19 protein-coding genes and 2 tRNA genes are annotated in these 17,901 nt (G+C 73.0%); 10 read left to right on the forward strand and 11 right to left on the reverse strand.

Annotated features, from left to right (window positions below; translation table 11 throughout):
- Positions 1-52 precede the first annotated feature (52 nt).
- From IEW90_RS00525 to pknB, 4 genes are all read left to right on the forward strand, one after another.
- On the forward strand, positions 53-1,414 hold the full coding sequence (locus IEW90_RS00525; protein WP_229679589.1) for an FtsW/RodA/SpoVE family cell cycle protein: 1,362 nt from the start codon (positions 53-55) through the stop codon (positions 1,412-1,414).
- Entirely contained in the window at positions 1,411-2,898 is a 1,488-nt protein-coding gene (locus IEW90_RS00530) for a peptidoglycan D,D-transpeptidase FtsI family protein (RefSeq protein ID WP_229679426.1), read from the forward strand. The genes IEW90_RS00525 and IEW90_RS00530 overlap by 4 nt, the downstream gene beginning before the upstream one ends.
- Entirely contained in the window at positions 2,895-4,637 is a 1,743-nt protein-coding gene (locus tag IEW90_RS00535; protein WP_188714895.1) for a protein kinase domain-containing protein, read from the forward strand. The genes IEW90_RS00530 and IEW90_RS00535 overlap by 4 nt, the downstream gene beginning before the upstream one ends.
- 91 nt (positions 4,638-4,728) lie before the next feature.
- Complete coding sequence (pknB, locus tag IEW90_RS00540) at positions 4,729-6,576, forward strand: Stk1 family PASTA domain-containing Ser/Thr kinase (protein WP_188714897.1); 1,848 nt, start codon at positions 4,729-4,731, stop codon at positions 6,574-6,576.
- A gap of 27 nt (positions 6,577-6,603) precedes the next feature.
- On the opposite strand, the gene IEW90_RS00545 is transcribed toward pknB, so the two are convergent.
- From IEW90_RS00545 to IEW90_RS00555, 3 genes are read right to left on the reverse strand one after another with little or no spacing between them, the layout of a single operon-like run.
- On the reverse strand, positions 6,604-7,266 hold the full coding sequence (locus tag IEW90_RS00545) for an anthranilate synthase component II (protein WP_188714898.1): 663 nt from the start codon (positions 7,264-7,266) through the stop codon (positions 6,604-6,606).
- 23 nt (positions 7,267-7,289) lie between these two features.
- Positions 7,290-7,448 (reverse strand): hypothetical protein, encoded by a 159-nt coding sequence (locus IEW90_RS00550; RefSeq protein WP_188714900.1) that lies wholly within the window; start codon positions 7,446-7,448, stop codon positions 7,290-7,292.
- The gene (locus tag IEW90_RS00555; protein ID WP_188714902.1) at positions 7,448-8,155 is read right to left on the reverse strand and encodes a class E sortase; all 708 of its coding nucleotides are present in this window, start codon (positions 8,153-8,155) and stop codon (positions 7,448-7,450) included. Before IEW90_RS00555 ends, IEW90_RS00550 begins: the two co-directional genes overlap by 1 nt.
- A gap of 87 nt (positions 8,156-8,242) precedes the next feature.
- On the opposite strand from IEW90_RS00555, the gene IEW90_RS00560 reads away from it, so the two are divergent.
- Complete coding sequence (locus tag IEW90_RS00560) at positions 8,243-8,512, forward strand: cell division protein CrgA (protein WP_188714904.1); 270 nt, start codon at positions 8,243-8,245, stop codon at positions 8,510-8,512.
- A gap of 128 nt (positions 8,513-8,640) precedes the next feature.
- On the opposite strand, the gene IEW90_RS00565 is transcribed toward IEW90_RS00560, so the two are convergent.
- Positions 8,641-9,498 (reverse strand): rhomboid family intramembrane serine protease, encoded by an 858-nt coding sequence (locus IEW90_RS00565; protein ID WP_188714914.1) that lies wholly within the window; start codon positions 9,496-9,498, stop codon positions 8,641-8,643.
- 7 nt (positions 9,499-9,505) lie between these two features.
- Positions 9,506-10,045, reverse strand: coding sequence for a peptidylprolyl isomerase (locus IEW90_RS00570; protein WP_188714916.1), 540 nt, complete (start codon positions 10,043-10,045; stop codon positions 9,506-9,508).
- Between the two features lie 143 nt (positions 10,046-10,188).
- Here IEW90_RS00570 and IEW90_RS00575 point away from each other — a divergent pair, with 143 nt between their 5' ends.
- Positions 10,189-10,782 carry a hypothetical protein gene (locus tag IEW90_RS00575; protein WP_188714918.1) on the forward strand — a complete coding sequence of 198 codons (594 nt, stop codon included), beginning with the start codon at positions 10,189-10,191 and terminating at the stop codon, positions 10,780-10,782.
- Positions 10,783-10,883: 101 nt separating this feature from the next.
- Here the strand turns inward: IEW90_RS00575 and IEW90_RS00580 are convergent, their stop codons facing one another.
- From IEW90_RS00580 to IEW90_RS00595, 4 genes are all read right to left on the reverse strand, one after another.
- Complete coding sequence (locus IEW90_RS00580) at positions 10,884-11,069, reverse strand: hypothetical protein (RefSeq protein ID WP_188714920.1); 186 nt, start codon at positions 11,067-11,069, stop codon at positions 10,884-10,886.
- On the reverse strand, positions 11,069-11,503 hold the full coding sequence (locus tag IEW90_RS00585) for an NUDIX hydrolase (protein WP_188714922.1): 435 nt from the start codon (positions 11,501-11,503) through the stop codon (positions 11,069-11,071). The genes IEW90_RS00580 and IEW90_RS00585 overlap by 1 nt, the downstream gene beginning before the upstream one ends.
- Positions 11,504-11,595: 92 nt before the next feature.
- Entirely contained in the window at positions 11,596-13,536 is a 1,941-nt protein-coding gene (locus IEW90_RS00590; RefSeq protein ID WP_188714925.1) for a BCCT family transporter, read from the reverse strand.
- 141 nt (positions 13,537-13,677) lie between these two features.
- The gene (locus IEW90_RS00595) at positions 13,678-15,072 is read right to left on the reverse strand and encodes a threonine/serine exporter family protein (protein ID WP_188714927.1); all 1,395 of its coding nucleotides are present in this window, start codon (positions 15,070-15,072) and stop codon (positions 13,678-13,680) included.
- Positions 15,073-15,187: 115 nt separating this feature from the next.
- Here IEW90_RS00595 and IEW90_RS00600 point away from each other — a divergent pair, with 115 nt between their 5' ends.
- From IEW90_RS00600 to IEW90_RS00615, 4 genes are read left to right on the forward strand one after another with little or no spacing between them, the layout of a single operon-like run.
- Positions 15,188-15,736 carry a helix-turn-helix domain-containing protein gene (locus IEW90_RS00600; protein WP_188714929.1) on the forward strand — a complete coding sequence of 183 codons (549 nt, stop codon included), beginning with the start codon at positions 15,188-15,190 and terminating at the stop codon, positions 15,734-15,736.
- A complete protein-coding gene (locus IEW90_RS00605) occupies positions 15,733-15,963 on the forward strand; it encodes a PLD nuclease N-terminal domain-containing protein (RefSeq protein ID WP_188714931.1) in 231 nt (76 codons plus the stop codon). The genes IEW90_RS00600 and IEW90_RS00605 overlap by 4 nt, the downstream gene beginning before the upstream one ends.
- Entirely contained in the window at positions 15,960-16,892 is a 933-nt protein-coding gene (locus tag IEW90_RS00610; protein WP_188714934.1) for an ABC transporter ATP-binding protein, read from the forward strand. The genes IEW90_RS00605 and IEW90_RS00610 overlap by 4 nt, the downstream gene beginning before the upstream one ends.
- Positions 16,889-17,641 (forward strand): ABC transporter, encoded by a 753-nt coding sequence (locus tag IEW90_RS00615; protein WP_188714936.1) that lies wholly within the window; start codon positions 16,889-16,891, stop codon positions 17,639-17,641. Before IEW90_RS00610 ends, IEW90_RS00615 begins: the two co-directional genes overlap by 4 nt.
- Before the next feature lie 49 nt (positions 17,642-17,690).
- Here the strand turns inward: IEW90_RS00615 and IEW90_RS00620 are convergent.
- Positions 17,691-17,763 (reverse strand) — tRNA-Ala (locus IEW90_RS00620).
- 30 nt (positions 17,764-17,793) lie between these two features.
- A tRNA-Ile gene (locus IEW90_RS00625) sits at positions 17,794-17,870 on the reverse strand.
- Positions 17,871-17,901 lie beyond the last annotated feature (31 nt).

The raw sequence follows: 17,901 nt of genomic DNA on the forward strand, positions 1-17,901 counted from the left end.
AGCCCCGCGCGACCGCGCCGCCACCGGCTCGAACGCGCTGCAGACGGGCCTCATCCAGCTCCGCGAGGTGACCGAGGCGATCCGGGTGCGCGTCCGCAACCCGGCGAAGCTCCGCAACCTCGAGCTCTTCCTGCTCGTCATCGCGTGGGTGGTGGGCGGCGGCGCCATGGTGCTCGTGCAGCTCGGCGCGCTCGAGACCGTCGACCTGTTCCCGCTGCAGCTCGCGGCGATCCTCGCGGTGCTCACGTTCGCGCTGCACATCGCGCTGCGCGTCGTCGCGCGCGAGGCCGACGCGATCATCCTGCCTGTCGCGACCGCGCTCAACGGCATCGGCATCGCGATGATCTACCGCATCGACATCGCGCAGGGCGCCACCGGCTGGGACGCCGCCTCCATGCGGCAGATCGCCTGGACCGGCATCGCGCTCGTCATCGCCATCGCCGCGATCGTGCTCGTGCGCAACCACCGCGTCCTCGCCCGCTACCGCTTCCTCGCGATGGCCGCCGCCTTCGTGCTGCTGCTCCTGCCGCTCATGCCCGGCATCGGCCGCACCGTCAACGGCGCCACCGTCTGGGTCGGCGTCGGCCCCGTCACCTTCCAGCCGGGCGAGCTCGCCAAGATCGCGCTCGCGATCTTCTTCGCCGGCTACCTCATGACGGCCCGCGACTCGCTCTCGGTCGTCGGGAAGCGGTTCCTCGGGATCCGGTTCCCGCGCGTGCGCGACCTCGGCCCCATCCTCGTCGTCTGGGCGATGTGCATGCTCGTGCTCGTCTTCCAGCGCGACCTCGGCACGTCGCTCCTCTACTTCGGCCTCTTCCTCGTGATGATCTACGTCGCCACGGGCCGGAGGTCGTGGATGGTCATCGGCGTCGGCCTCGTCGCGCTCGGCGGCGTCGCCGCGTACTTCACGATGGGCTACGTCCAGCGGCGCATCCACGCCTGGATCCACGCGTTCGACAACGACGTCTACAACGCGTCCGGCGGCTCGTTCCAGATCGTCGAGGGCATCTTCGGCATGGCGCACGGCGGCCTGCTCGGCACGGGCCTGGGCCTCGGCCGGCCCTACCTGACCCCCTACGCCAACAGCGACTACATCATCCCGTCGCTCGGCGAGGAGCTCGGGCTCGCGGGCCTCATGGCCATCCTGTGCCTCTACATCGTCCTCGTCTCGCGCGGCATCCGCGTGGGCTTCCAGGGGCCGGACGACTTCACGAAGCTCCTCTCGGTGGGGCTCGCGTTCGTCATCGGCCTGCAGGTGTTCATCGTCGTGGGCGGTGTCACGAGGCTCATCCCGCTCACGGGCCTCACGACGCCGTTCCTCGCCGCCGGCGGCTCCTCGCTGCTGGCCAACTGGCTCATCGTCGCCCTGCTGCTGAGGCTGAGCGACTCGGTGCGCGGAAGGGGGTTCGCATGACCAGCGCCGACCGGGAGCAGAGCATGCGGCGGCCCCTGCGCCGCGTCAGCACGCTGCTGCTCGTGATGTTCGTGGGGCTCTTCGGCTCGACGACGATGATCCAGGCCGTCCAGGCCGACTCGCTGCACGGCGACGACCGCAACACGCGCACGCTCTACGACTCCTTCGCCGTCGAGCGCGGCTCGATCGTCGTCGAGGGCGTGCAGGTGGCCCTCTCGACCCCCTCCGACGACGAGTACGAATGGCAGCGCGAGTACCCGCAGGGCGCGCTGTACTCGGCCGTCACGGGCTACAACAGCCTCGGGCAGGGCAACACGGGCATCGAGGGGGCGATGAACGACGAGCTCACGGGCACCGCCAACAGCCAGTTCTTCGACCAGATCGTCGCGACGATCACCGGCCAGGACCCCGCGGGCTCCTCGGTCGAGCTCACGATCGACGCGGGCGCGCAGGAGGCCGCGGCGCAGGCGCTCGGCGACCGCGAGGGCGCCGTCGTCGCCCTCGACCCGGAGACGGGCGACATCCTCGCCATGTACTCGAGCCCCAGCTTCGACCCGAACACCTACGCGAGCCACAACATCGCCCAGGTGCGCGACTCGATCATCCAGGCGCAGGAGAGCCCCGAGCAGCCGCTGCAGAACCGCGCGATCGGCGGCGACCTGTACTTCCCGGGCTCGGTCTTCAAGCTCGTCGTGAGCGCCGCCGCGCTCGAGTCCGGGCGCTACGAGCTCGACTCCGAGTTCGACAACCCTGCCACGCTGCAGCTGCCGAACTCGACCTCGGAGATCCGCAACGCCTCCCGCGAGACGTGCGGCCCCGGCGAGCAGGCGACGCTCGAGACCGCGCTCGTGCTCTCGTGCAACATCCCCATGGCGGAGCTCGGGCTCGAGCTCGGCGACGACGCGATCCGCGAGCAGGCGGCGGCGTTCGGCTTCGGCCAGCCGCTCGCCGTGCCGATGACGGTCACGCCGTCGACCTACCCGCGCCCCGAGGTGATGGACGACGCCCGCACCATGCTCACCTCGTTCGGCCAGTACGACGTGCGCGTCACCCCGCTGCAGATGGCCATGGTGAGCGCCGCGATCGCGAACGACGGCACGCTGATGCAGCCGGGCCTCGTCGACCGCGTCATCGCCCCCAACCTCGACGTGGTCGACCAGCCCGAGCCGACCATCCTGGGCAACCCGATCTCCACCGAGACCGCCGCGGCGCTGCGGCAGGCGATGGAGCTCGGCGTGAGCGAGGGCCTGGCGTCGAACGCCCAGGTCGCGGGCGCGACCGTGGGCGGCAAGACCGGCACGGCGGAGACGGGCGAGAACGACGAGCCCTTCAACCTCTGGTTCACGGGGTACGGCGAGCGCGACGGCCGGAGCGTCGCAGTCGCCGCCGTGGTCGTGCCGGATGAGAACATCGTCGGTGACACGTCGAACGTCGTCGCCGCGCCAATCGGGAGAGCAGTGATCGAGGCGGTGCTGAACTCATGAGACCATCCAGCGGACTCACCTTCGGTGGGCGATACCAGCTGACCAGCCGGATCGCCATTGGCGGCATGGGCGAGGTGTGGCAGGCGACCGACCAGGTGATCGGGCGCACCGTCGCGCTCAAGATCCTGAAGGACGAGTACATGGGGGACCCCGGGTTCCTCGAGCGCTTCCGGGCGGAGGCGCGCCACGCGGCGCTCGTCAACCACGAGGGCATCGCCAACGTCTTCGACTACGGCGAGGAGGAGGGCAGCGCCTTCCTCGTGATGGAGCTCGTCCCCGGCGAGCCGCTCAGCGCGATCCTCGACCGCGACCGCACCCTCTCGGCCGACAAGGTGCTCGACATCGTCGCGCAGACCTCGGCGGCGCTCCACGCCGCCCACCAGGCCGGCCTCGTGCACCGCGACATCAAGCCGGGCAACCTGCTCATCACGCCCGAGGGCCGCGTGAAGATCACCGACTTCGGCATCGCGCGGATCGCCGACCAGGTGCCGCTCACCGCGACCGGCCAGGTCATGGGCACGGTGCAGTACCTCTCGCCCGAGCAGGCGTCCGGCTCGCCCGCCGCGCCGGCGACCGACATCTACTCGCTCGGCATCGTGGCCTACGAGGCCCTCGCCGGCCGCCGCCCGTTCACGGGCGAGTCGCAGGTGGCGATCGCGATGGCGCACATCAACGATGCGCCGCCGGACCTCCCCGGCACCGTGCCGGAGCCCGTGCGCAACCTCGTGCTCTCGTGCATCGCGAAGACGCCGGCCGACCGGCCGACATCGGCCGCGCACCTCTCGCGCGCCGCGACGATGCTGCGCCGCGGCGACATCGCCGGCGCCGCCGCGATCGTGCCGGGCATCGCCTCGACCGACTCCTTCGCGACGATCGACTCGCCGACGCAGGCCGCGACGCGGATCATCACGACGCAGTCGAGCCCCGCGACGGCCGCGATCCCCGTGACGCGCGCGACGACGCTGCAGGAGCAGCGCGAGCGCGAGCGCCGCCGCCGGAATCCCTGGATCTGGCCGGTCGTGATCCTCGCGATCCTCCTCGTCGCCGCGGGCGTCGCGATCGCGATGATGCTGCTCAACAACGACCAGGAGGAGCCGGCCCCGACCGAGACCTCGCAGACCCCCACGTCGAGCGGGCCGGAGACGGTCCAGGTGAGCGAGGACGCGCTGCTGGGCCTCACGGAGGCGGAGTTCCGCGCGGCCGTCGAGGAGCTCGGCCTCGAGCCGGCGATCCGGCAGGGCGAGCCGGCCACGACGGCCACGGAGGTCGGCACCTCGTACGCCGTCGACCCCACGGGCTCGGTGCCCGAGGGATCGACCCTGACCGGCACGTTCTACGGCGCGGTCGCGACGCTGAGCGACCCGACCGAGTCGCCCCGCCTCGCCGACGACTCCGACCCCTCGGCCGTGGTGGCGGGCTCGGACATCAGCGTCGTGTGGGACGAGGCGTCGTGCCCCGCGGGCTATTCGCTCTCCGGCTACTCGGCCACGATCCAGTGGGCGAGCGGCCGCGAGCAGGTCGTCGAGAGCCCGGTGGCGCGCGTCGAGCTGCGCGACATCCCGGAGGGCGAGTCGCGCGTCTCCTACACCTACTCGTGCCAGGTCGGCGGCGGCGAGACGCTCACGAGCGGCTCCTCGCCCACCCTGACGATCACCGGGACCGCCGAGGAGGAGGAGCCGACGCCGACCGAGACGCCGGAGCCGACCGAGGGCGTCGACCTGCCCCTCCCGACCCCCTGATCGGGGCTGGCGTAGAATCGATCGATCCCTGCGAGGGCAGGGCACGTCGACGACAGGCATGGATGAGCCCGCACCCCCGGGAGGAGCAGCGATGACCGACAGCATCATCGCGTCGCTGCGGACGCTCGGCGACCGCTACGAGATCGGCGAGCTGATCGGGCAGGGCGGCATGGCCGAGGTGCACCTCGCGCGCGACACCCGCCTCGACCGCCAGGTGGCGGTGAAGCTGCTGAAGCCCGAGCTCTCGCTCGACCCGGAGTTCCGCTCGCGCTTCCGACAGGAGGCGCAGTCGGCCGCGCGGATGTCGCATCCGACGGTCGTGCGGGTGTTCGACGCCGGCGAGGAGCCGGCGAAGGACGCGGGCGGACAGCCCGCAGCCGTGCCGTACATCGTCATGGAGTACGTCGACGGCCGCATGGTGAAGGACATCATCGCCGAGGGCCCGCTGCCCGAGTCGGAGGCCGTCCGCATCACGAAGGGCGTGCTCACCGCGCTCGAGTACTCGCACCGCGCGGGCATCGTGCACCGGGACATCAAGCCCGGCAACGTCATGGTCACGCCCGGCGGGCAGATCAAGGTGATGGACTTCGGCATCGCCCGCGCCGTGAGCGAGACGAGCGCGAACGTCGCGCAGACCGGCACGATCCTCGGCACCGCGCAGTACTTCTCGCCCGAGCAGGCCCGCGGCGAGCAGGTCGACGAGCGCACCGACCTGTACTCCACGGGCGTCATGCTCTTCGAGCTGCTCACGGGCGCCGCGCCCTTCACCTCCGACACCGCGGTGGGCGTCGCCTACCAGCACGTCGCCGAGGTGCCGCCCGCCCCGTCGTCGATCACGCCCGGCGTCTCGCCGGCGATGGACTCCGTCGTGGCGCGGGCGCTCGAGAAGCGCCGCGAGCACCGCTTCCAGTCGGCCGCCGAGTTCAAGGAGGCGCTCGACGACGGGCTCGCGGGCGTGCTCGCGCCGTACGAGCGCACCGAGACCGCGCCGGTCGAGATCGGCGCCGCGACCACGATGTTCGCCGCCCTGTCGGTCGACGGCACCGTCGACGACGACGGCGAGCAGCAGCAGCGCCGCGACCGGCGCCCGCCGATCGTCTGGCTCTGGGCCGCGGTCGCGCTCATCGCCATGCTCGTCGTCGGCGCGGTCGTCTGGGCCGTGGGGCTCGGCGGCAGCCTGCCGATCGCGGGCCTGTCGACGACCGTCCCGGAGGTCGTCGGCCTCACCGAGGACGAGGCGGTCGCCGCGGTCGAGGGGGCCGAGCTCGAGCCCGAGGTGCGGCGCGTGATCGACGACGCCGAGGCCGGGACGGTGCTGCGCACCGATCCGGATGCGGGCGTCGCGATCAGCCCCGGCAGCGGCGTGACGGTCGTCGTCTCGAACGGCCCGCCGCCGGAGCCGCTCATGAGCGTCGCGAACCTCACCGAGGCGCAGGCCCGGCAGGCGCTCGAGGCCGCCGGCTACGTCGTGGGCACGGTGTCGCGCGAGGACTCCGCGACCGTGGCGCGCGACCTCGTCATCAGCACCTCGCCGCAGGCGGGCACGGACGTCTCGCGCGGCCAGACGGTCGACCTCGTGCTGGCCTCCGGCCAGGTGGCCGTCCCCGACGTCACCGGCCGCCCGATCGACGCCGCCGCGTCCGAGATGTCGTCGCTCGGCCTGCAGGTGGAGCGACGCTGGACGACGCGCTGCATCGGCGGCGACGTCGTGGAGCAGTCGCTCACGCCCGGCAGCCACCCGCAGGGCAGCGCGATCACGCTGCTCTACTGCAACGGCCAGCCGGCGCGGCCGGCACCCCAGCCCCAGCCCCAGCCCCAGCCTCAGCCGGAGCCGGAGCCCGACCCGCAGCCGACCGAGCAGGGCGGCGGCAACGGCGGCGGCAACGGCGGCGGGAACGGCGGCCCCGGTGGTGGTGGCGGCGGCGGTGACGAGGGCTGAGCCGGCGCTGCCCGTCGGGCCGTCCCGTCAGGCGATGTGGTCGGGCGCGGGTGCGAGCGTGACGAGCGGGGCTCGCCCCGCGGCTCGCGAGGCGGCGCCGTCGAGGCCGGCCGCCTCGAGCCAGTTGCCCAGCATCCGGTAACCGCCCTCGGTGAGCACCGACTCGGGGTGGAACTGCACGCCCCACACCGGCGCCGCGCGGTGCTCGACCGCCATGATCACGCCCTCGTGGCCGTCCTCGGCGACGGTGCGCGACGTCACGCGCAGGGCCTCGGGCACGGTGCCGTCGACGATCGCGAGCGAGTGGTAGCGGGTCGCGGTGAGCGGGCTCGGCAGGCCCGCGAAGATCGTGGAGCCGTCGTGCTCGACCTCGCTCGTCTTGCCGTGCATGAGCTCGGGCGCGTGCGTGACGACGCCGCCGAGCGCCTCGGCGATGGCCTGGTGCCCGAGGCAGACGCCGAGCAGCGGCGTGCCGTGCTCGATCGCAGCGTGCACCATCGGGATCGAGACGCCCGCGTCGGCTGGCGCGCCCGGGCCGGGCGAGAGCAGCACGGCGTCCCAGTCGTCGATCGTCGCGGCGTCGACCTCGTCGTTGCGCACCACCGAGACCTCGGCGCCGAGCTCCTGCAGGTAGCCGGCGAGCGTGTAGACGAAGCTGTCGAAGTTGTCGACGACGAGGATGCGGGTCATGCGTGGCTCACTGTGTCGGCCGGTCATTCGATGACCGGGTCGGGCGTCGGGAAGAAGGTCTGCATCGCCCACGGGTAGCCGTGGACGATGAGGGCGTAGGCGACCGCCGCCACGAGGGCGAGGACGATGAGGAGCCGCACGGACCAGGGGCCGGGCAGGATGCGCCACAGGGCCGCGTACATCAGGCCTCCCCGATCGCGGCGGCGAGCTCGGCCGGCATGCCGTCGGCCGCAGGGCTCCAGCCGACCCACGTCGCGTACGCGATCAGGCGACCCGCGGCCGACCACTCAGGGTTGCAGGTCGTGAGCGTGAGGTAGCGGCCGTCGGCGGGCACCTCGGGCATGCGCGGCACGGGCGCGACGACGTCGACCGCGGTCGGCGGCACGTACTCGTGGTTGCGGAGCTCGTAGACGTTCCACGCCTGCTCGGTGCGCACGTAGACGCGATCGCCGAGGCGCATCTCGTCGAGATGGGTGAACGGCCCGCCCTGCCCGTTGCGGTGGCCGGCGACGGCGAAGTTGCCGACCTCGCCGGGCATCGCGGACGTCTCGTAGTGCGCGAGTCCCTGCTGCAGCGAGTCGAGCACGGCGCGGCTCGTGCCCTCGCCGACCACGCGCTCGAACTCGCCGAGCCGGGGGATGTGGACGACGGCGAACGACTCGCGGTCGTCGGCGCGCACCTCGGCGGGCGGCGCGTCGGTGCGGAGCGCCTCCTCGGCCACGGCGCCGCCGTCCGCGCCGCTCGCCGCGTCGAGCTGCTGGGCGAACGCGCGACCGGCCTCCTGCTGCCGCTCCCCCATGACCGCGTCGGCGAGCGTGACCTGCCAGGCGAGGTAGCCGAGCACCACGACGCCGGCCGTCAGCAGCAGCTCGCCCGCGACGCTCGCCACGCTCGCGCGCCCGCGAGGGCGCGATCGCGCTCGGGACGGCTGGACCACGGCTCAATCCTAGGCGCCGCCTGCACTACCATGGGGCGCATGAGCCCCGAGAAGTCGGTCGACAAGGCCTCTGCGCGAGCCGTCAGCAAGGCGCAGGGCAAGCAGGAGCGATCGCCCCACGACGAGGAGCGGAATCCCGCCTGGTTCAAGCCGGTGATGTTCGGCTTCATGCTCGTCGGCTTCCTGTGGGTGATCGTCTACTACATCTCCGGCACGACGCTGCCGGTGCAGTCGCTGGGCTCGTGGAACATCGTCGTCGGCTTCGCCGTGATGTTCGTCGGGTTCATCATGACGACCCGCTGGAAGTAGCGCCGCCGCGCCTTCATCCGGCGGGAACTACACCGGTGTAGTTCTCCCCAGGTGTGGATATCTCTGTGGAGAACCCAGCGCCGGCGCGCGGTCGACGCCGGCGCTCTCCGGCGCCGGCGCGGCACGGCTCAGAGGAGCGTGGCGACGCGCAGGGCGAAGAGCGCGGCGAGCGCAGCCGCGACGGCGGCGATGACGATCCACGGCGCCCGCGGCGACCGCATCCGCTTGTCGGCGAGTCCCATGCCGAAGCCGAGCGCGAGGCCGACGACGAGGCCGCCCACGTGGGCCGACCACGAGATGTTCCCGAACAGGAACGTGATCGCGAGGTTGATGCCGACGATGATGAGCAGCACGGGCTGCACGCGGCCGAGCATGCGCTGCATGCCGATCGCCATGCCGAACAGCGCGTAGATGGCGCCCGAGGCGCCGACGACAGGCGTGGCCGGCTGCAGCCACGCGATCGCGACGGCGGCGCCGATGGCGCTCACCACGTAGGCGGCGAGGAACGGCAGCTTGCCGATCCGCTGCTCGATCGCCGGCCCCACCATGAACAGCACGAGCATGTTGAAGGCCAGGTGCAGCGGGCTGGCGTGCACGAGGGCCCAGGTGACGAAGCGCCACGGCTCCGCGAGCGAGTACGGGAAGTACCAGAGCAGCCACGACGAGAGGTCGCCGGGCAGCACCTGCGCGATCCCGACGAGCACCGTGACGACGAGGATCGACGTCGTCACCGGCGTCGGCTGCGCGAAGAAGGCGCGCATGCGGCGCCCCGCCGCGGTGCGGGGGGCGCCGTGCGCGACGCGCGTGGCGCGCTGCAGCGTCCGCTGCTCGTCGCGCTCCTCGCGGACGCACTCGGGGCAGCGCACGCCGACCGGCGCCTGGTGCTGGCAGGCGCCGCAGATGGTGCGCCCGCACCGGCTGCAGAGCACCCAGCTCTGGCGGTCGGGGTGCCGGTAGCAGCGATCCGCCGCCGGTGAGGACGTCACGCGCGGATCAGGCGGGCTGGATCTCGATGGTCTCGATCACGACGGCGTCGAGCGGGCGGTCGCGGCCGTCGGTCGGCACCGCCTGGATCGCGTCGACGACGCGCTGCGAGGCCTCGTCCTCCACCAGGCCGAAGATCGTGTGCTTGCCCTGGAGCCAGGGCGTCGCGACGGTCGTGATGAAGAACTGCGAGCCGTTCGTGCCGCGGCCGGCGACCTTGCCGGCGTTCGCCATCGCGAGCACGTAGGGCTTCGCGAAGGTGAGGTCGGGGTGGATCTCGTCGTCGAACTGGTAGCCGGGGCCGCCGACGCCCTGCCCGAGCGGGTCGCCGCCCTGGATCATGAAGTCGGGGATGATGCGGTGGAAGACGACGCCGTCGTAGAGGCGGTCGGTCGTCGTGGCGCCCGTGCCCGGGTGCGTCCACTCGCGGGCGCCCGTGGCCAGGTCGGTGAAGTTCTTGACGGTGGCGGGAGCGTGGTCGCCGAGGAGGTTGACCTTGATCTCGCCGTGGTTCGTGCGGATCGTCGCGACAGCGGTGTGGTGAGCCATGGCTCGATCCTCCCACAGCGCGGTGCCGCGGGACCGGGAGCCCGGGCGCCGTTCGACGACAGCGAAACCGGCCGCGGCCTGGGTGACGTCGCTCAGGAAGTGGTGCCATGATGGCGCCCAGGCTTCGACAGGGAAGGACACTCATGTCGCTCGAACTGACGCGCAAGCGCACCAAGCAGCTCAAGAAGCTCCGCAAGCAGGCGGACAAGCTGTGGGCCGAGCAGAAGGTCGTCGCGGACCACGCTGCCAAGATCGCCCGCGACGCCGGCCACCAGGCCAAGGCCTACGGCAACGAGTCGCTGCTGCCGACGGCCGACCGCCTCGTCCACCGGGGCGTCGACGCTGGCCGCGACACGCTCTCGCGCGCCACCAAGGGGTGGAACGGCAGCGTCGTGCCGGCGATCGCGTCGGGCCTCGGCTCGTTCGCGGCGCTCGCGCAGATCGCCAAGGACGAGCGCGTCAAGGACGCGATCGACAACGTGAAGCGCTACGCGACCGTCCCCGAGGTGAAGCCGTCGCGCGCCTCGAAGTCGGGTCCGAACGCGTTCCAGTGGGTGCTCATCGGCGTCGGCGCGGTCGCCGTCGTCAGCGCCGGCTACGCCGCCTGGCAGACGCTCCGCGCCGACGACGACCTGTGGATCCCGGACGCCGAGGACTCCACGATCGACTCGCCGTCGCAGGGCAGCCCCTCGTCGGGCATCGCCGACGGCCCGGAGGCGGGCTCGCCGCAGGCCTGACCCAGCACGACCTCGAAGGGCTCCGCCGCAGGGCGGGGCCCTTCGTCGTGCGCGGGCCGCGGCACGAGCCGGCACCCGTCGAGCAGGCTGGCCCCGGCCCGTCAGGCCAGCGCGCTCCCGACGGCGACGCAGATGCCGCCCGCGACGAGCAGCCCCGCGGCGACGAGGAACCAGCGGAGCCGGCGCTCGGGGTCGCGGCCGTCGCGCATGGTGCGCACGGCGTCGAAGCCGCTGACGAGGCAGCAGGCGATCATCAGGGCGATGCCCAGCACGACGAGGGGATGCATCAGCGGAGCGGCGTCCCGGGCTCGTCGAGGTGGCCGAGCGCCCAGTCGACCGCGTGCACGCGGCGGAGCGCCGCGACATCCCCGAGCCGGTGCCAGGCGACGTCGTCGGTCGTGCCGTCGACCTCCACAGCGAGCTCGCCGCCGACGACCTCGGCGCGGTACAGGATCCGGAGCGCCTGCATCGCGTCGCCGCGCGACGAGGTCGGCACGACCGCGGAGTCGACGCCGAGCAGCCCCGTGAGCCGCACGTCGTAGCCGGTCTCCTCGAGCACCTCGCGCACGGCGCCGTCTGCGGGGTGCTCGCCGGGCTCGAGCCCGCCGCCCGGCAGGGTCCAGCCGTGCATGCCCGCCTCGTTCCAATGGGGCAGCAGCACCTCGCGCGCGTCGCCCTCGCCCCTCGTGATGAGGGCGTAGGCGGCGACTCGCATGCGCATCCTGCCATCGTACGCACCGCTGACGCGACGGGCCCGTCGACGGAGCGCCACGAGTCGAGACCGGCGGCGCTCCGCACGCGGCGCGCGGTGCGTCAGCCGCGCGGGCGCGCGTCCTGCGGCGCTGCGGCCGGCTCGTCGTCCGCGGCAGTCCGCGGCTCCTCGCCGCGGAGCTCCTCCGCGACCGGGTCCCGCACGGGCTCCTCCTCGGCGGGCGAGGCCGCCGCGGCGTCGGCGAGCTCCGGCGTGACGACCAGCTCGCCGACGCCCTCGCCGGGCGCGGTCTGCTCGATCGAGAGCTGGAAGTCGTCGCCGTGCTCGGTGACGCCCGCGACGACCGCGTGCTCGACGGCCGCGACGGCGTACGCGCGCCGCACGACCACCGGATCCTGCGACAGGTCGCGGGTGAGCGCGACCGCGAGGCCGATCATCACGACGACGAACGGCAGCGCGGCGATGATCGTCACCTGCTGGAGGCCGGTGAGGGCGTCCTCGCCGCCGAGCAGCAGCATGATCGCCGCCACGGCGCCCGTCGCGACGCCCCAGAAGACGACGGTGCGGCGCGAGGGCCGCATCGATCCGCGGTGCGAGAGCGTGCCCATGACGATCGAGCCCGCGTCGGCGCCGGACACGAAGAAGATCGCCACGAGCACCATCACGACGACCGAGGTGATCTGCGCGAGCGGCAGCTCGCCGAGCGCCTGGAAGAGCGTCGCCTCCTGCGTGCCGGCGCTGCCGAGGTCGATGCCCTTCGACTCGAGGTCGATGCCGAGCCCGCCGAAGATGGCGAACCAGACGAGCGAGACGAGCGTCGGCGCCACGAGCACGCCCGTGACGAACTGGCGCACGGTGCGGCCGCGCGAGATGCGCGCGATGAACATGCCGACGAACGGCGTCCAGCTGACCCACCAGGCCCAGTAGAAGATCGTCCAGCCCGAGAGCCACGACGCGACCTCGTCGCCGCCCGCGGCCTCGGTGCGCGCCGACATGAACGCCAGCTGCTCGAAGTAGCCGCCCGCGGTGGTCGGGAGGATGTTGAGGATGAAGACCGTCGGGCCCACGACGAAGACGAACAGCGCGAGCGCGGCCGCGAGCACCATGTTGATGTTCGAGAGCCACTTGATGCCGCGCGAGATGCCCGAGACCGCGGAGAGCACGAACAGCACCGTCAGGAGCGCGATGATCGCGACGAGCACGCCGTTGCCGACCGGGCCGATGCCCGCGACGATCTCGAGCCCGGAGGCGATCTGCAGCGCCCCGAGGCCGAGCGAGGTCGCCGAGCCGAACAGGGTGGCGAAGATCGCGAAGATGTCGATCGCGCGGCCGACGGGGCCCTCGACCGTGCGCTTCCCGAGCAGCGACGTGAATGCCGACGAGATGAGCAGCGAGCGGCGCCTGCGGAACACGCTGTACGCGATCGCGAGGCCCACGGTGGCGTAGATCGCCCACGGGTGCAGCGACCAGTGGAACATCGTGGTGGCCATCGCGGTGCGCACGGCCTCCGCCTGGTCGCCGCCGCCGGTGCCCGGCGGGGGCGTGACGAGGTGGCTCACGGGCTCGGTCACGCCGTAGAAGACGAGGCCGATGCCCATGCCGGCCGAGAACATCATCGCGATCCACGAGATCGTGCTGAACTCCGGCTCCTCGCCGTCGTCGCCGAGCGGGATGGTGCCGAAGCGGCTCGCGGCGATCCAGATGACGAACACGACGAAGCCCGTGGCGGCGATGGCGAACAGCCACCCGGTGCTGTGGACGACCCACTCGACGCCCGCGGTGGAGGCGGCGCTCAGCGACGGCGTCGAGATGACGCCCCACGCCACGAAGGCGAGGGCGACGGCGGCGGCGACGCCGAACACGACGCGGTCGAGGGGGCGCGGTCGGCCGCCGGTCTCGGCGACGGGCGGTGCGTCGAGCGCTGGGTGGAGCGGCTTTGGCCGGCGAGGAGCGCGAGGGCGCTTCGACTCGGTACGGGGGCGGTCTCCTGCGGCGGTGGTCTCAGGGGCGTCGGTGTCGGTTCGCTTCGTCGTCTCAGTCATTCGTCCTCTTCGGTGCACACGTCGAATCCCCCGAGCAGCGGCGTGTCGCAGCGGCGTCGGGGGACCGGGCAACGGTACTCCTGTTGCGCGCAGAAGGCCAGCCGGGAATCAGACATCCCCGGTCAGAGGCGCGTCGCGGTGCTAGCGGGCGCGACCCCGACCACGCACGACGCTCTCGACCGTGTCGCGCACCGGGGCACCGAGGAAGAGGCCGAGCGAGGCGCCCGAGGCGAGCGCGATGCCGATCGCGCCGGCGCCCACGAGCGTGGCCGCGCCCACCACGAGGCTCGCCGCCGACTCCCCCGCCTCGACGAGCTCGAGCAGACCCCGGAACACCGCGTAGCCGGGCACGAGCGGCACGATCGCGGCGGTCGTCACGGCGATCGAGGGCACGTGGAGGCGGTGGGCGACGAGGATGCCGATGAAGCTCGCGACGAGCGCGCCGATGCCGCTCGCCACCGCGACCTCGAGGCCCGCGAGCCCGGCGAGCGAGAAGCCGCCCCATGCGATGCCGCCGAGCACCGCGGAGACGATCGTGGTGCGCAGCCCCGCGCCGTTCATGACCGCGACCGACACGGCGATGGCGATCGCGCCCACCGCCTGCAGGGGCAGCGCGCCGACCGGCGGGGCCGCGCTCGTGACCATGAAGCCGATCCCGAGGCTGCTCGCCATCGAGAGCCCGCCGACGATGCCGAGCACGACGCCGAGCGTGAGCAGGACGATGTCGAGGATGCGGCCGCCAGCCGTGAGCGCGAACCCGTCGATCGCGTCCTGGGCCGCGCCGACGACGGTGAGGCCCGCGAGCATGAGGACGATGCCCGCCGCGACGATGATCGACGGGCGCATGCCCTCGAGCCAGGGGATGCCGAGGTCGCTCAGCTGGTTCGCCGCCACCGCGAACCCGGTGACGACGAGCGCACCCGCGATCTGCGAGAAGAAGAACGGCACGCGCAGCCGCGCCATGCCCCGCTGCGCGACCGCCGCGGCGACCGAGGCGAGGAAGGCGATGAGCACGACGGCCCAGCCGGCGCCGAAGTACACGCCGACGCCCGCTCCCAGGAGGCCCTGGGCGAGCACGACGACGATCGGCCGGTAGAGGAACGGCGTGCGGCGGACGGCGTGGAAGCGCGCGCGGGCGGCCTCGAGCTCGAGGCCCGCCTCGATGTCGGCCACGAGCGCCTGCAGGCGCTGCAGCTTCGCGTGGTCGGGGTAGGGCGCCCGCACGACGCGGAGCAGCGTGATGGGGTCGTCGTCGTCGCCGCGGTGGTACGAGACGCCGATCGAGTTGTAGGTCACGTCGGTGTGGAGCGGCCGGATGCCGTAGGCGGCGGCGACGCGGTTCGTCGCGAGCGCGACGTCGTTCGCGGAGGCGCCGACGGTCATGAGCGACTCCGCGATGCGCATCGCGAGGTCGATGACGCGGGTGGCGCGGATCGCGTCGACGGTCTGCAGCAGCTCGGTCGCTGGCCGCGAGGAGGCGTCGGTGCGGATCGCGCCGACGAGGCGGGCGAGGAGTCCGGGTCGCTGCTGCTCCATCCCCACCATCCTCGCATTCCCGCCCGGCGCGGCTCGCCGAGCCGGGCCCGGGTGTGGCCTCCGCATGGAGGAGCCGTCATAGCAATATCAGTATCGATAGTGATATCGTGCTCGCATGGACTCCGCCTCCGTGCTCCTCCACCCCGTCCGCCTCCGCATCGTGCAGGCGATGCTCGCCGATGGCGCGCTGACGACCCGCGCGCTCCACGATCGGCTCGACGACGTGCCCATCGCGACCCTGTACCGCCACGTCGGCCAGCTCGCGGGGCACGGGCTGCTCGAGGTCGCCGAGGAGCAGCGGGTCGGCGGAGCGAGCGAGCGCACGTACCGCCTCGCCGCAGGGTTCGCGAACCCGACGGCGGACGACCTGGGCGCGCTCGACGGCGAGCAGCTGCTCGCGGCCTTCACCGTGTTCGCGTCGGGCCTCATCCGCGACTTCGCCGACTACGTCGCCCCGGGCGGCATCGACCTCGCGGCCGACCGGGTGAGCTTCGCGCAGGCCGCCTTCTGGGCGAGCGACGACGAGGTCGACGCGCTGGGCACCGCGCTGATGGCGGCGCTCGAGGGCGTGCTCGGCAACGACGCGGCACCCCACCGGCGGCGCCGCGTGCTGAGCACCGTGCTGCTCCCCCGCGACGGCGCCGACGGGACGGACGCGCCGTGAACCTCCTCGACCTCGGGGGCGCGATGCTCCTGCCGCTCGTGCCCGCGCTGCTCCTCGCGCTCGCGCTCGTCGCCTGGGCGCTCGTCGACATCGTCCGCTCACCGGTGCGGCACCTGCCCAAGGTCGTCTGGGCAGTCATCGTCCTGCTCGCCGTGCCGGTCGGCGCGATCGCCTACCTCGTGGTCGGGCGCGGGAGCGGCGCTGCGACCGAGGGGATGCTCCGATGAGCGCGGCCGTCGTCGTCCGCTCGCTGACCCGGGTCTTCCCCGGCGGCGGCGGCATCCACGACGTGCACCTCGCCGTCGACGACCGGGCGGTCACCGCGATCGTCGGCCCGAACGGCGCCGGCAAGACGGTGCTGCTCAGCATCGTGGCCGGGCTCGCGCGCGCCGACTCGGGGGCCGTCGAGCTGGGCGACGCCGACGCCCGGGTCGCGCTCTGCCCCGACGTGCCGCAGTTCGAGCCGTGGCTCACCGCGCGCGAGGTGGTCGAGACGTCCCTCGCCCTGACCGGCGTGCGCGGCACCGATGCGGCGCGCGACGCCGTCCGGGCCGCGCTCGCCAGCTGCGGCATCGAGGCGGTCGCGGAGCGACGCGTCGGCGGCTTCTCGCGCGGGATGCTGCAGCGGCTCGGCATGGCGGCCGCCCTCGTCGCCGATCCCGCGGTGCTGATCCTCGACGAGCCGAGCAGCGCGCTCGACCCGATCGGTCGCTCGGAGGTGCGCGACCTGATCGCCGCGGAGGGCCGGCGCCGCTGCGTCATCCTCAGCAGCCACGCCCTGGGCGAGGTCGAGCAGGTGGCCGACCGCGTCGTCGTGCTCGACCGCGGCAGGGTCGTCGCCGACGGCAGCACGGCCGAGGTGCTGGGTGCCGGGCTCGCGCCGGAGTGGACGATCCGACTCGCCGGGCCGTCGCCGCTCGGCGTCGTGCCGTCGTCGCTCGGGCCGCGACAGGCTCCGGATGCCTCGGGGGTCGTGCGCCTCGAGCGCGTCTCCGACGAGGTGTGGACGGTGCGGTTCGAGAGCTTCGACGCCGCGGCCGACGGGCTGCTGCCGGTGCTCGAGTCGCTGCGGGCGCCGATCGTCGAGGTGACCCTGCGGGACCGCGACCTCGACGCGTCGTTCGCTCGGCTCGTCCGCGAGCGGATCGTCGCGTGAGCATCGCGCTCGCCGCCGCGCGGCTCGAGGCGCGGCGCCTCGCCCGATCCGGCCTGCTCGCGGGCCTGCTGCTCGCCTCCGCGTTCTTCGGCCTCTCCGGCCCGGCGCTCGCGCTGTCCCTCCCCGAGGTCCTCGCGGCCGCCGGCGGCAGCGACCAGCTGACCGTCGAGGCGGCACCGGCGACGCCGGCCGCCGGCATCGCGCTGTTCCAGCAGAGCGCGATGCAGCTGGGGCTCATCCTCGCGGTGGTGGTCGCGATCACCGGGCTCTCGTGGGATGCGCGGCCGGGATCGTCCGTGTTCTACCGGACCCGCGTGTCCCGCATCGAGCTGCTGGTGCTGCCGCGCGCGATCGTCGGATGGATCGCCGCCGCGGTGAGCCACGCCCTCGGCCTCGTGCTCGCCGCGCTGCTCACCGCGGTGCTGATCGGGCCGGTCGACGTCGACGCGCTCGTGCGCGTCGGGGTCGCGTCGACGGGATACCTGGCGATGGCCATGGCGCTCGGCGTCCTGGTGATGGCCGCCACGAGGCGAACGGCCACGGCCATCGCCGTCAGCACGGTGCTCGTGCTGATCCTGCCGGTGCTCGGCGCCGTGGACGCGATCGCCGGCTGGTCGCCGACGTCGCTGCTCTCGGCGCCCGACGGTGCGCTCGCCGGGCCGATGGCCGCTGCGATCTCGGTCGCCGTCGCCGCCCTCGTGGGCTCGGCCGCGCTCGCGCGCCGCCAGGAGCTGCGACGGGACGCGTGAGCGGAAGCGCGGGAACGACGAAGCCCCCGCGCGAGCGGGGGCTTGGACGTGGAGCCTGGGAGAATCGAACTCCCGACATCCTGCTTGCAAAGCAGGCGCTCTACCAACTGAGCTAAGGCCCCGTGGCCGGCGCCGGCCGTGGGAGTTGTGCGTGGTGGGGCTACCTGGACTCGAACCAGGGACCTCTTCGTTATCAGCGAAGCGCTCTAACCGCCTGAGCTATAGCCCCGAGCACAAGCATCGACTCTACCAGACCGAAT

It is taken from the genome of Agrococcus terreus (genome assembly GCF_014645235.1).
Lineage (GTDB): Bacteria > Actinomycetota > Actinomycetes > Actinomycetales > Microbacteriaceae > Agrococcus > Agrococcus terreus.